Genomic DNA, 12446 nt, shown 5'->3' with positions numbered 1-12446 from the left:
GTACTAATTCATTGTCCAGGCACGCTTGCCAGGATAACCTTTTGGTACTAATCCGTTAGAATATCGAGGGCTTGTTGCAACCCTTTCTGCTGTCGCTTTATCGTTTTGATTTCTTCAAGTATCGCCTCAAGCTTTTCCAGCTTCTTTTTTGTTTTCCTTAATTCTTTGGTCACTGATACATGATTAACGATCGCTTTCTTTGTTGCACCAGCGGCGGTTGCTTCACTGTAATGTTGTTTAAGCGATTCAACGAACGCGACGAACTCAGGCTCTGACTCATTAATTTTAATTAGCATGATTAGTTTCCTTTTCATCAGCAGTATTTAGCGTCTTCATTTTGGCCACAATTGCCCGTGTCTCTTCCTTTAGTTCTTCAATCTCTTTTAAAGTGTTAGCGATTTCAGCTTCAATATCATTCATGCTCTAAGTTCCCTGATAGTGTCAATTTAATGTGTACCCGTTTCGCAGAAACATAGGGGTGCGCGCTTAATTTGATGCTAATCAAACAGAGTGAGAGAATAATTTTGTCAATGAAAATCAAGGAGTGTCTGAGGTTATTTTTGTGTATTTAAAAATGTTCTTAGAAACCTTTATTTTACTTTACTAAATTAGGCTTGAAGCTCTTTGGAACCGCTTTTGACCTTTTCTCTATTCTTTACTTAATGATTACTTTTAGGCAACTGAGCTTTCTATTGACGACCCTGAGCGATGATGACGAGGACGAGGGCGAAGCCTGAGCAACGAGGAAGAGGAATGGAGCGGTAGGAGGAAATGAAAGATTTTACTCCCGTTTAGTAATACGGGGGTAAAGTTTTTTCGGAGTGCTGCTGTATGCGTTAATTGCTGAGGCCTACAGCGATTTGTCAGTTTTAGGTTTGTTCTTTTTTAGCGAAGCGTTAAGAAAAAAACAAACTGCACTAATCGAGCGAAGCGAGTGCTCTTCTGTACTTCATCGCGTAGCGAATATTTATAAAATTTGTATAAAACAAAAAGTTAACTATATTTTAGTTAGTATGAATCAAGGATGATTATTATGACTAGCGAAGAATTCAGACGTTTAAATTTTTTATCAGAAAAATCAATTAATGGCGACCCCACCCATAGTGAGCTTGTTGAACTAAAGAGACTTCTAACGATGTGGAATATATCAACAGAATATAATTTGCTACTATCCTCTTATACTACTAATTCAGAAAATTAATATTCTTACTAATGATATTTCAACTAAATATTATTTTCGTAATAAACTTTAACTGAATCGACCCCCGTCATGTATTACGGGGGTCGATTACACCAAATTATGCTGCTTCACACTAAACGATATTTCCCTATTATTAACACACACTATAAATGTAATTTTTAAATTACATTTATTATAATCTGAACAATATAGCTACTATAAAGATATGAAAATTTAGAGGGTTAAGGTAAATTAGTAATTACTAAACAACAGAATATGTCACTGTAGTAATTGAGATTAATATGAATAAACCAAAAATTTCGATGATAGTTGGTAATGGATTTTCTATCAGCTTCGGTTATTTTACAAGCTTAATGCAGGAATGGAATACTCAAGCACCTCTAAGCTGGGAAATAAAGTGTCCTGATAGTGATGTTTTACTTATCGATTGCTTGCCTAACCTCAAGTTAATTAAAGACTCGCTTCCTGATGAAAGTGATTTTGATATATTTTTAAAACTTCAAAACGAAAGTTTTTGCAAATCATTAGGTGTTGAGGTCAGACGATGTTTGATTGAAGCTAGGCACTTTCTGACGATTTCTTTTTCACATTTAGCTACAGCTCAAATAGATAACTTCCGAAAGGATTGGCCTTGGTTTATGTGGCTTCAACTCCATAGAGATAATTTAATAAATGCATTCTCTTTAAATTACGACCTTTTATTAGAAACATGCTTAGATGAATTAGGTTGTATTTATAATTCCCAGCAAATAAATGGTCATGGACATGGACTGCCACTTTTTAAACCCCATGGCTCGGTTGATTTTGAAATAGTTGGTCTCGATATCCCTGTAAGGTATCCATTGAATGGGATAATTGATGTTAACGATATGCCAATAAAAAGGTTAAAGACGAGTGATTTGCTCTACCCAAGAACACAGCCTCTATGTATCGTACCGAATGAGGTAAATAAGTATAAAAATTTTCAATGGGTTAAAGAAGCTAATAACTGTTTCAAAAAAGAACTAAATAAGTCTACACATTGTGTTTTTATTGGAATTTCCTATTTTGAATGTGATCGACAAGAAATAGATGAAATTTTAAATAACCTTCCGTCTTCTGCTCAAATTATAATCGCCAATCCTGAGCCACCGATTGATTTTATGGAAAAATTAAAAGGTAGACCTGTAATCGTCTGGGATAACCCCCATGGACCAGTAAACTTAAATGGCAGTTTAATTTCATTAAAAGATATAAAAACGGGAAACCTGCTTAGTAATTGTTTCTGTAAAAGTGGATTAAGTTATCAATTTTGCTGTGGCTTAAACTTATGATGATGTGCAATAAATTATTATATTTTTTCTCTTATCTAGCTAACTTTATTATTAAAAATAGCAAACAGCTTATGTAAAAACGTTGGCGCAGTTAGGTAGGTAAAGGGAATCGAATCCCTGCTTATAATTCGTAATTAAGAAGCATGAACAGACTTAGAGCTATAACGTAATTTATTAAGTAAGGGGTATTTTACGGGTATTTTTTGCTTTAAGCTTTTAGGTAACTTCAATCTAAGCCATTAATACAAGGGCTTGTATGACATATTTCAGGCAATAAAAAAGGATGCCGAAGCATCCTTTATATCAAAAATAATTAAAGATTAATTATTTTCTATTTTCTAGCTGCGTCTTTAGCTATTTTAGCCGCTTTAACTTCAGCAATTACAATTTCAGCTACGTTATTAGGACAAGGCATGTAGTGAGAGAATTCCATAGAGAATTGACCACGACCTGATGTCATTGTACGTAAAGTTCCGATGTAACCGAACATTTCTGAAAGAGGTACGTCAGCTTTAATACGAACACCAGAAACACCCGCTTCTTGACCTCCGATCATACCACGACGACGGTTTAAATCACCAATAACATCACCAACGTGATCATCAGGCGTAAACACATCAACTTTCATGATAGGTTCAATTAACTGTGCACCAGCTTTTGGAATTGATTGACGGAAAGCGCCACGAGCAGCTAATTCAAATGCAACAGCAGATGAATCGACAGCATGGAAGCCACCATCGTATAATTCAATTTCAACGTCAAGTACAGGGAAGCCAGCAAGAACACCAGTATCCATCATGCCTTTGAAGCCTTTCTCGATTGCTGGGAAGAATTCTTTAGGAACATTACCACCAACAACAACAGAGCTGAATACGAAACCAGAACCAGGTTCGCCGGGCTTGATACGGTAATCAATTTTACCGAACTGACCAGAACCACCAGATTGTTTCTTATGTGTGTAAGAATCTTCAATTGCAGTTGTGATTGTTTCACGGTATGCAACTTGTGGCTTACCAACTTCTAATTCAACACCGTAAGTACGTTTAAGAATATCTACTTTGATATCTAAGTGAAGCTCACCCATACCAGATAAAATCGTTTCACCTGAATCGATATCAGTTTCAACTTTAAAAGTAGGATCTTCTGCAACCATTTTACCGATAGCAAGACCCATTTTCTCAGTTGAACCTTTATCTTTTGGTGTTACAGAGATTGAAATTACAGGCTTAGGGAATACCATCGCTTCTAGAACGATAGGGTGTTTAGGATCACATAATGTGTGGCCTGTCTGAACATTACTTTTCATACCAACAATCGCGATGATATCACCAGCTTGTGCTGAAGTAAGTTCGTTACGGTCATCAGCTTGCATTTCACACATACGTCCAACACGCTCAGTTTTACCTGTAGCAGCATTAAGAATGGTATCGCCTTTCTTCAATGTACCTGAATAGATACGTACGAAAGTTAATGTACCAAAACGGTCATCAGTGATTTTGAATGCTAACGCTTTGAATGTTTCATCTGCAGAAACGATTGCAAACTCACCATTAGGCGTACCTTCTTCATCAGTAAGTGGTTGTGGATTAACATCTGTAGGTGAAGGCAAGTAATCAACAACAGCATCAAGAATTAATTGAATACCTTTGTTTTTAAATGCAGATGCACCGTAAGTTGGGAAGAAAGTCATATCACGAGTACCAGTACGGATACACGCTTTGATTTGTTCTATAGTAGGGACCATTTCCCCTTCTAAGAACTCCATCAACATGTCTTCATCAACTTCTAAAGCTGTTTCAATTAACTTCACACGGTATTCAGCAGCTTGCTCTACCATATCAGCTGGAATATCAGTAACTTCATAGTTTTCTGGAAGACCAGTGTCATCCCAGATGTAAGCTTTTTCAGAAAGTAGGTCAACAACGCCAACGAACTCATCTTCAGTACCAATAGGTAAAGTCATTATTAATGGGTTAGCACCTAAAACGTCTTTAACTTGCTTACAAACACGGTAAAAATCAGCGCCTAAACGGTCAAGTTTGTTCACCATGATGATACGAGCAACTTTTGAGTCGTTCGCGTAACGCCAGTTAGTTTCTGATTGTGGTTCAACACCACCAGAACCACAGAATACACCAACACCACCATCAAGTACTTTTAATGAACGGTAAACTTCTACAGTGAAATCAACGTGACCAGGAGTATCGATAACGTTGAAACGGTGATCGTTCCAAAAACAACTTACCGCAGCAGACTGGATGGTAATACCGCGCTCAGCTTCTTGTTCCATGAAGTCAGTCGTAGACTCGCCGTCATGTACTTCACCAGTTTTATGGATCTGACCGGTTAGTTTAAGGATACGTTCAGTTGTTGTGGTTTTACCCGCATCAACGTGAGCGAATATACCAATGTTTCTGTATTTGGATAAATCTGCCATTACTTTACTCTACTTAGTTTAAGGTCTATCCCACTTTATCTTCTATATATAAGAAAGAATGAAAGCAGAATTGTTGAAAATTTGCGCGCGAGTATACCATTAACAAAAACAAATCCATAGAAAATTGATAAATAATTTATTAATTCGGTCCGGTTTATTAGTCTAAAATTGAGCTTCTGCTTATATATAGCAAAAGAATAGTTTAAAAAGTTTTTCTCAGTAAACCTCAATATCTGGAAGAGATGAAAATTCTATCCAATTGTGGCCAGCAGAAATTTATTGAATGAACAGTAGTTCAACCATATATAAACACACCTACTATATAAGCTATGGCTTTTTATATAGTTGATTAGTCAGATTGCACTTTTATCACTAATATGGAGTACGTGACAAAATTATCGAACTTATATCCCACACGACTTTGCTAATGTTTAAGTCCTTACTTAACGCTACTCTATTATAGCTAAGCACTTTATCCTTTTTACATGCCAAACGCATGAGCTTGGCACAAAGCTAGCTTCCAAGGTATTGTTGGTTGCCAACCTAGCTTTGTTAAAATTAAAATAACTCTGCTTTATATAGGCCTACTGAATTAAAGACCGACAACGCCCTGTTTGGTCTATTTTATTTACCCTTCTAATCTTATTTGTCTCCCTCCATATGCCTATTATTGGCAAGTTTCTGCTAATAAAAGTAGCAATTCTATAATCAGCTATAAATAACTTGCACACCACAAGCTTTCTTGTATAATACGCGCTCGCATTCAGCCAAATTGAGTGTGTTATGCTAAAGATTATTACTAAAACCTTTATGGTTAAGTAACGCTTATAGCACTAAATGAATAAGAATTAAGTTTCTATTCGTTTCACAGCAGCTCTAATTTTGAGTTGAATGTTTATTAGTTAATACACCCCCTTCCGGCACACAAGGAAGCAGAGGGATGTATTTTTTTGTTCTTTAAAAAAGGGGATTTGTCTTCATGTCAAATCAAAGAATTCGCATTCGTTTGAAAGCGTTCGATCATCGTTTGATTGATCAATCTACAGCAGAAATCGTTGATACTGCAAAACGTACTGGCGCACAGGTTCGTGGTCCAATTCCACTTCCTACTCGCAAAGAACGTTACACTATCTTGACTTCTCCACACGTTAACAAAGATGCGCGAGATCAGTACGAAATTCGTACTCATAAACGCATGATTGATATCGTTGAGCCAACTGAAAAGACTGTAGACGCATTAATGCGTTTAGATCTTGCAGCTGGTGTTGATGTTCAAATCAGCTTGGGCTAAGGGGAGTTTTAACAATGACTATAGGTCTAGTTGGACGTAAAGTGGGTATGACTCGTGTCTTCACAGAAGATGGTGTTTCTACCCCTGTTACTGTTATCGAAGTTGAAGCAAACCGTGTTGCTCAGGTTAAAACTGTAGACAACGATGGTTATTCAGCACTACAAGTTACTACGGGCAAGCGTAAAGCAAGCCGTGTAACTAAACCTGCTGCTGGACATTTCGCTAAAGCAGGAATTGAAGCAGGCCGCGGCTTGTGGGAATTCCGTTTAAACGAAAATGAAGGTAGTGACATCGAAGCTGGCAGTGAAATCACTGTTGAAGTATTCAATGACACTAAATTAGTAGACGTTACTGGTACATCGAAAGGTAAAGGTTTCCAAGGCGGTATTAAACGCTGGAACTTTACTATGCAACATGCAACGCATGGTGTTTCGTTATCACATAGATCTAACGGTTCGTTAGGTCAATGTCAAACACCAGGTCGTGTATTTAAAGGCAAAAAAATGTCTGGTCATATGGGTGCTGTGCGTTGTACTACACAAAACCTTGAATTGGTTCGCGTTGATGCTGAACGTAACTTGTTGCTTATTAAAGGCGCAGTTCCGGGTGCTATCAATGGCAATGTAATCATCAAACCAGCTGTTAAAGCTTAGTCCAGGAGATTTTATGATGGAATTATCATTAAAAGACGCATCTGGTGCTCTTGAAGTATCTGAAGCAACTTTTGGACGTGAGTTTAATGAAGCGTTAGTACACCAAGTAGTAGTTGCATATGCAGCTGGTGCTCGTCAAGGTACTCGTGCTCAGAAAACTCGTTCAGAAGTTAGCGGCGGTGGTGCAAAACCATGGCGTCAAAAAGGTACTGGCCGTGCACGTGCTGGTACTACCCGTGGTCCAATCTGGCGTACAGGTGGCGTAACATTCGCTGCTAAACCTCAGGATCACAGCCAAAAAGTTAACCGTAAAATGTATCGTGGTGCTATTGCTAGCATCCTATCTGAACTAGTTCGTCAAGAACGTCTAGTTGTGGTAGAGAACTTTTCGGTAGAAACACCTAAAACTAAAGAATTAGTTGCTAAGCTTAAAGGCTTAGAGCTTAAAGACGTATTGATTGTAACGAAAGAAGTTGACGAGAACTTGTTCTTATCAGCACGCAACTTATATAAAGTTGACGTTCGTGATGTTGCAGCAATTGACCCTGTAAGCTTAGTTGGTTTCGAAAAAGTTTTAATCACTGCTGATGCAGTTAAAGAAATTGAGGGGATTTTAGCATGATAAACGAAGAACGTTTGTTGAAAGTGCTTTTAGCACCGAATATCTCTGAAAAAGCAACTACAGCTGCTGAAGCAAACAACACTGTTGTTTTCAAAGTAGCTACAGATGCAACTAAAGCTGAAATTAAAGCGGCAGTTGAGAAACTTTTTGAAGTTACAGTTGAAGGTGTTAATACACTTAATGTTAAGGGTAAAGTAAAACGTACCGGTGCTCGTTTTGGTCGTCGTAACGACTGGAAAAAAGCCTACGTTACTCTTGCAGAAGGTAGTGACATCGACTTCGTTGGCGCGGAATCATAAGGAGCAGTTAAAATGGCTATAGTAAAATGTAAACCTACTTCTCCGGGTCGTCGTCACCTAGTTAAAGTGGTAAACAAAGAGCTTCATACAGGTAAGCCTTATGCACCATTATTAGACACTAAGTCTAAGTCTGGTGGTCGTAACAATAATGGTCGCATTACGGTTCGTCACATTGGTGGTGGTCATAAGCAACATTATCGTATAGTTGATTTTAAACGTCTTAAAGATGGCATTCCAGCCAAAGTTGAACGTTTAGAATACGATCCAAACCGAAGCGCTAACATCGCATTAGTATTGTATGCCGATGGTGAACGTCGTTACATCTTAGCCCCTAAAGGCTTATCAGCTGGTGATAGTATCCTGTCTGGTGTTGGTGCTCCGATCAAACCTGGTAATACAATGCCACTACGTAACATACCGTTAGGTAGTGTTATTCACGCAATCGAACTTAAGCCAGGCAAAGGTGCTCAAATCGCACGTGCAGCCGGAACTTACGCACAATTAGTTGCGAAAGATGGTGCTTACGTTACTTTACGTCTTCGCTCTGGCGAAATGCGTAAAATAGAGTCTGATTGTCGTGCTACTTTAGGTGAAATCGGCAATTCTGAACACATGCTTCGCTCTTTGGGTAAAGCTGGTGCTTCAAGATGGCGCGGTGTTCGCCCAACTGTTCGTGGTGTTGCCATGAACCCAGTTGATCACCCACATGGTGGTGGTGAAGGTAAAACATCTGGCGGTCGTCACCCGGTATCCCCTTGGGGCGTACCAACTAAGGGTTACAAGACTCGTTCGAACAAGCGTACTGATAAATTTATCGTACGTCGTCGTGCTAAGTAATTAGTACATTTAATTAATATTCTGATTGCTGAACTTAGCTTGCTAAGTTCACATGAAGAATTGAATATATAAGGATTCACCATGCCACGTTCCCTCAAGAAAGGTCCATTTATTGACCTACACTTGTTGACGAAGGTAGAGAAAGCGGTGGAAAGCGGGAATAAAAAGCCAATTAAAACTTGGTCCCGTCGTTCAATGATCATTCCTACAATGATCGGATTGACCATCGCTGTCCATAATGGCCGTCAACACGTCCCTGTATTTGTAACCGAAGAAATGATCGGTCACAAATTAGGAGAATTTGCACCAACTCGTACTTATCGCGGTCATGTCGCTGATAAGAAAGCGAAGAAATAAGGGGAAGTTACATGCAAGCTATTGCTATACATAAATTTGCCCGCGGTTCTGCTCAGAAAGCGCGTTTAGTTGCGGATCAAATCCGTGGCGTTAATGTAGAGAAAGCACTTGAAATTTTAACTTTCAGCAACAAAAAAGCTGCTGAATTAGTTAAAAAAGTACTTAACTCTGCTATCGCAAATGCCGAGCATAACGAAGGTGCAGACATTGATGAATTATTCGTTAAAACAATTTTGATTGACGATGGTCCAACAATGAAACGTATTATGCCACGTGCGAAAGGCCGAGCCGATCGCATCATCAAGCGCACTAGTCACATCACTGTGATTGTGTCTGATTCTTAGGAGTATATTAGTATGGGTCAAAAAGTTAATCCTACCGGTATTCGCTTAGGTATCACGAAACCTTTCGCGTCTACTTGGTTTGCAAGCAACAAAGATTTTGCTAGCAACTTAGACGGCGATCATAAGGTTCGCGAATTTTTAAAAGAAAAGCTTAAGCGTGCATCACTTTCTAAAGTGGTAATCGAACGTCCAGCTAAATCTATCCGCGTAACAATTCACACGGCTCGTCCAGGTGTTGTTATCGGTAAGAAAGGCGAAGATGTTGAGAAACTACGTTTAGCCGTTTCTAAAATTGCTGGTGTTCCTGCTCAAATCAACATCGCTGAAGTACGTAAGCCAGAAATGGATGCGCAGCTTGTTGCAGACAGCATTGCTAGTCAATTAGAACGTCGTGTTATGTTCCGTCGCGCTATGAAGCGTGCAGTTCAAAACGCAATGCGTTTAGGCGCTAAAGGCATCAAAGTACAAGTTAGTGGTCGTTTAGGCGGCGCTGATATCGCACGTGCAGAATGGTATCGTGAGGGTCGTGTACCTTTACATACTTTACGTGCTGATATTGACTACGCAATTGCGCGTGGTAACACTACTTACGGTGTTATTGGTATCAAAGTTTGGATTTTCAAAGGTGAAATCATTGGTAACATGCCTCTACAGGCAGAAGTACCAGCGGCTAAACCTAAAAGAAAAACCAACCGCAAGCCTAAGTAGAGGAATAAGTTATGTTACAACCAAAACGTACTAAATTCCGCAAGCAATTTAAACTGCGCAACCGTGGTCTTGCTCACGTAGGTAGTTCAGTTAGCTTCGGTACTTTCGGTTTGAAATCAATGGAACGTGGTCGTATGACTGCACGCCAAATTGAAGCCGCTCGTCGTGCCATGACTCGTCATGTGAAACGTCAAGGTAAAATCTGGATACGCGTATTCCCTGATAAGCCAATTACTAAAAAACCTCTTGAGGTTCGTATGGGTAAAGGTAAGGGTTCAGTTGAGTATTGGGTTTGCCAAATTCTTCCAGGTCGTGTTCTTTATGAAATGGAAGGTGTTTCTGAAGAAATCGCGCGTGAAGCTTTTGCTTTAGCCGCTTCTAAACTACCATTCAAAACCACCTTCGTAACTAGGACGGCATTGTAATGAAAGTTAGTGAACTTAAAGCAAAAAGCATTGAAGAGCTAAATGCTGAATTACTAGAACTTCTTCGCGAGCAGTTTAACTACCGCATGCAAGCAAGTACTGGTCAATTAGCACAAACTCATTTGCTAAGAATCGTACGTCGCAATATCGCACGTGTTAAGACTATCATCACTGAAAAGGCAGGTAAGTAATGAGCGAAACTAAAATCCGCACACTACAAGGCGTTGTTGTCAGTAACAAAATGGATAAGTCTATCGTTGTTTTGATTGAGCGCCGTGTTAAGCACCCTATGTACGGTAAATACATGACGCGTTCAACTAAGTTGAAAGCACATGATGAAACTAACGTATGTAACGAAGGTGACTTAGTAACTATTACTGAAGTTGCGCCAATTTCTAAGTCTAAAAACTGGAAATTAGTTGACGTAATTACTAAAGCTTAATTCTTTATAAATTAATATTTATACTTAATTAACTTTATTATAGTTAGCAAAAAGACCTTAACATTTATTTGTTAAGGTCTTTTTTTATGCGCTAAATATATCGACATAATTTCTAAGTCTGCTGTTCCTAGTTTAAAGGAAAGACACGTGGAAATTAGTTGACGTAATTACTAAAGCTTAATTCTTTATAAATTAATATTCATACTTAATTAACTTTATTATAGTTAGCAAAAAGACCTTAACATTTATTTGTTAAGGTCTTTTTTTTATGTGGTCTATTAATCAATAGAGCACATATCTAGGTATAGATCTTTAGTCTGCGAAAAAGATAAGTGTTATGAACATTAACGGTATTATTTAACGTAAAGTCATTGTGTTGCGCTTTCATTCGCCTAGTGTAAACTGATCACATTATAATTATTTTTAGCCTTTATTCCCCTAAACTTGTTAAGAGGCCTACTTTGTTACATTCACTTTATCCAGAAATTGAACCATTTTCTCAACAGTATCTTAAAGTTAGTCCTCTTCACCAACTCTATATTGAACAGTGCGGTAATGAACAAGGAATACCTGTTATTTTTTTACATGGTGGGCCCGGTTCAGCTTGTCGAGAACAACATCGTTGTTATTTTGATCCTGCTATTTACCATATTATTTTATTTGATCAACGAGGCTGCGGTCGCTCAAAACCACAAGGTGAGCTAAAGGAAAACAACACCCTAGCATTAGTGGAAGATATCAATACTATTCGTAAACATCTTGGCATTAGTCAATGGTTAGTCTTCGGTGGCTCTTGGGGGGCCACTTTAGCTTTGGTTTATGCAAAACAGTATCCTAAACAAGTGTTGGGCATGATTTTACGAGGCGTTTTTCTAGGTCGTGCACAAGATATTAACTGGGTATACACTAATAAAGGTGCTGCTCAAATATATCCCGACGCATGGCAAGCATTAGTTGATAATCTCCCCATCGAGCAGCAACAAGCACCACTAAATGCTTTATATCAAAGGTTAATTAATAGCGATGAACAGATAAGTCGAGATGCCTATAATCGTTTACAGCAATGGGAATCGGCAATATTAAATATTCAACCAGGCACCCCTGCTAGCATAGTCGATACAATCAATAAAAAACCCTCAATCATTCAACTTCATTACTCAATAAACCGTTGTTTCATTGAGAAAAATCCTATTCTTGAGCAAATAACTCAAATCAGTGATATTCCAATTAAAATAATACAAGGCCGCTATGATTTTGTTTGTCCGGTAGAGCAAGCATGGCAATTGGCATACCATTGCCCACAGGCAAAATTAACAGTGATTGATATGGCTGGTCACCTCGCGAACGAACCTTTAATGAGCAACGCATTGGTTGAGGCCACACTTAGTTTTTCTAAACAGTTTTTGAATCATCATTAACAAAAACCCTCCTATATATTAAGAATGTTCGTTCTAAAGTATGATTTCTTTCAAGTGGCTGCCGATCTATATTGATCTAGCAACTAACTTACAATAATG

The 12446-nt window shown here is 38.5% G+C and carries 16 protein-coding genes; 13 read left to right on the top strand and 3 right to left on the bottom strand.

Annotation, left to right across the window (positions count from 1 at the left end; all coding sequences use genetic code 11):
* Positions 1-47: 47 nt before the first annotated feature.
* Both CPS_RS03905 and CPS_RS24245 read right to left on the bottom strand, forming a co-directional pair.
* Positions 48-296, bottom strand: a complete 249-nt coding sequence (locus CPS_RS03905; RefSeq protein WP_011041221.1) for a hypothetical protein — start codon at positions 294-296, stop codon at positions 48-50.
* Positions 286-420: a hypothetical protein gene (locus tag CPS_RS24245; protein ID WP_011041220.1), complete on the bottom strand. Its 135-nt coding sequence runs from the start codon at positions 418-420 to the stop codon at positions 286-288. The genes CPS_RS03905 and CPS_RS24245 overlap by 11 nt, the downstream gene beginning before the upstream one ends.
* 1062 nt (positions 421-1482) lie before the next feature.
* Between CPS_RS24245 and CPS_RS03895 the strand changes: the two genes are divergently transcribed.
* Positions 1483-2514: a hypothetical protein gene (locus CPS_RS03895; RefSeq protein ID WP_011041726.1), complete on the top strand. Its 1032-nt coding sequence runs from the start codon at positions 1483-1485 to the stop codon at positions 2512-2514.
* A gap of 331 nt (positions 2515-2845) precedes the next feature.
* Here the strand turns inward: CPS_RS03895 and fusA are convergent, their stop codons facing one another.
* Positions 2846-4951 carry an elongation factor G gene (gene fusA / locus CPS_RS03890; RefSeq protein ID WP_011041724.1) on the bottom strand — a complete coding sequence of 702 codons (2106 nt, stop codon included), beginning with the start codon at positions 4949-4951 and terminating at the stop codon, positions 2846-2848.
* Between the two features lie 979 nt (positions 4952-5930).
* Between fusA and rpsJ the strand changes: the two genes are divergently transcribed.
* The 12 genes from rpsJ (at position 5931) to pip (ending at position 12347) form a co-directional block, all read left to right on the top strand.
* Positions 5931-6242: a 30S ribosomal protein S10 gene (gene rpsJ, locus CPS_RS03885; protein ID WP_011041723.1), complete on the top strand. Its 312-nt coding sequence runs from the start codon at positions 5931-5933 to the stop codon at positions 6240-6242.
* Positions 6243-6256: 14 nt separating this feature from the next.
* Positions 6257-6895 (top strand): 50S ribosomal protein L3, encoded by a 639-nt coding sequence (gene rplC / locus CPS_RS03880; RefSeq protein WP_011041722.1) that lies wholly within the window; start codon positions 6257-6259, stop codon positions 6893-6895.
* 16 nt (positions 6896-6911) lie between these two features.
* Positions 6912-7517, top strand: a complete 606-nt coding sequence (gene rplD / locus CPS_RS03875) for a 50S ribosomal protein L4 (protein ID WP_011041721.1) — start codon at positions 6912-6914, stop codon at positions 7515-7517.
* On the top strand, positions 7514-7816 hold the full coding sequence (gene rplW, locus CPS_RS03870) for a 50S ribosomal protein L23 (protein WP_011041720.1): 303 nt from the start codon (positions 7514-7516) through the stop codon (positions 7814-7816). Before rplD ends, rplW begins: the two co-directional genes overlap by 4 nt.
* 12 nt (positions 7817-7828) lie before the next feature.
* The gene (gene rplB / locus CPS_RS03865) at positions 7829-8653 is read left to right on the top strand and encodes a 50S ribosomal protein L2 (RefSeq protein ID WP_011041719.1); all 825 of its coding nucleotides are present in this window, start codon (positions 7829-7831) and stop codon (positions 8651-8653) included.
* An 81-nt stretch (positions 8654-8734) separates the two neighbouring features.
* Entirely contained in the window at positions 8735-9010 is a 276-nt protein-coding gene (gene rpsS, locus CPS_RS03860) for a 30S ribosomal protein S19 (RefSeq protein ID WP_011041718.1), read from the top strand.
* An 11-nt stretch (positions 9011-9021) separates the two neighbouring features.
* The gene (rplV, locus tag CPS_RS03855; RefSeq protein WP_011041717.1) at positions 9022-9354 is read left to right on the top strand and encodes a 50S ribosomal protein L22; all 333 of its coding nucleotides are present in this window, start codon (positions 9022-9024) and stop codon (positions 9352-9354) included.
* Positions 9355-9366: 12 nt separating this feature from the next.
* Positions 9367-10062 carry a 30S ribosomal protein S3 gene (rpsC, locus tag CPS_RS03850; protein WP_011041716.1) on the top strand — a complete coding sequence of 232 codons (696 nt, stop codon included), beginning with the start codon at positions 9367-9369 and terminating at the stop codon, positions 10060-10062.
* Between the two features lie 11 nt (positions 10063-10073).
* On the top strand, positions 10074-10487 hold the full coding sequence (gene rplP / locus CPS_RS03845; RefSeq protein WP_011041715.1) for a 50S ribosomal protein L16: 414 nt from the start codon (positions 10074-10076) through the stop codon (positions 10485-10487).
* Positions 10487-10678, top strand: coding sequence for a 50S ribosomal protein L29 (gene rpmC, locus CPS_RS03840; RefSeq protein WP_011041714.1), 192 nt, complete (start codon positions 10487-10489; stop codon positions 10676-10678). The genes rplP and rpmC overlap by 1 nt, the downstream gene beginning before the upstream one ends.
* Positions 10678-10929 carry a 30S ribosomal protein S17 gene (gene rpsQ, locus CPS_RS03835; protein ID WP_011041713.1) on the top strand — a complete coding sequence of 84 codons (252 nt, stop codon included), beginning with the start codon at positions 10678-10680 and terminating at the stop codon, positions 10927-10929. The genes rpmC and rpsQ overlap by 1 nt, the downstream gene beginning before the upstream one ends.
* A 461-nt stretch (positions 10930-11390) precedes the next feature.
* Positions 11391-12347: a prolyl aminopeptidase gene (gene pip, locus CPS_RS03830; RefSeq protein WP_011041712.1), complete on the top strand. Its 957-nt coding sequence runs from the start codon at positions 11391-11393 to the stop codon at positions 12345-12347.
* Positions 12348-12446: the final 99 nt, after the last annotated feature.

The sequence above is a fragment of the Colwellia psychrerythraea 34H genome, from assembly GCF_000012325.1.
GTDB lineage: Bacteria > Pseudomonadota > Gammaproteobacteria > Enterobacterales > Alteromonadaceae > Colwellia > Colwellia psychrerythraea_A.
This window is presented reverse-complemented; position numbering and strand designations above follow the sequence as displayed.

Coding starts and splice junctions, on each gene's coding strand:
- fusA (WP_011041724.1), bottom strand. CDS start 4,951: ATGGCAGATTTATCCAAATACAGAAACATTGGTATATTCGCTCACGTT.
- CPS_RS03905 (WP_011041221.1), bottom strand. CDS start 296: ATGCTAATTAAAATTAATGAGTCAGAGCCTGAGTTCGTCGCGTTCGTT.
- rplB (WP_011041719.1), top strand. CDS start 7,829: ATGGCTATAGTAAAATGTAAACCTACTTCTCCGGGTCGTCGTCACCTA.
- rplC (WP_011041722.1), top strand. CDS start 6,257: ATGACTATAGGTCTAGTTGGACGTAAAGTGGGTATGACTCGTGTCTTC.
- rpsQ (WP_011041713.1), top strand. CDS start 10,678: ATGAGCGAAACTAAAATCCGCACACTACAAGGCGTTGTTGTCAGTAAC.
- CPS_RS03895 (WP_011041726.1), top strand. CDS start 1,483: ATGAATAAACCAAAAATTTCGATGATAGTTGGTAATGGATTTTCTATC.
- rplP (WP_011041715.1), top strand. CDS start 10,074: ATGTTACAACCAAAACGTACTAAATTCCGCAAGCAATTTAAACTGCGC.
- CPS_RS24245 (WP_011041220.1), bottom strand. CDS start 420: ATGAATGATATTGAAGCTGAAATCGCTAACACTTTAAAAGAGATTGAA.
- rpsJ (WP_011041723.1), top strand. CDS start 5,931: ATGTCAAATCAAAGAATTCGCATTCGTTTGAAAGCGTTCGATCATCGT.
- rplD (WP_011041721.1), top strand. CDS start 6,912: ATGGAATTATCATTAAAAGACGCATCTGGTGCTCTTGAAGTATCTGAA.
- rpsC (WP_011041716.1), top strand. CDS start 9,367: ATGGGTCAAAAAGTTAATCCTACCGGTATTCGCTTAGGTATCACGAAA.
- rplV (WP_011041717.1), top strand. CDS start 9,022: ATGCAAGCTATTGCTATACATAAATTTGCCCGCGGTTCTGCTCAGAAA.
- rpsS (WP_011041718.1), top strand. CDS start 8,735: ATGCCACGTTCCCTCAAGAAAGGTCCATTTATTGACCTACACTTGTTG.
- rpmC (WP_011041714.1), top strand. CDS start 10,487: ATGAAAGTTAGTGAACTTAAAGCAAAAAGCATTGAAGAGCTAAATGCT.
- rplW (WP_011041720.1), top strand. CDS start 7,514: ATGATAAACGAAGAACGTTTGTTGAAAGTGCTTTTAGCACCGAATATC.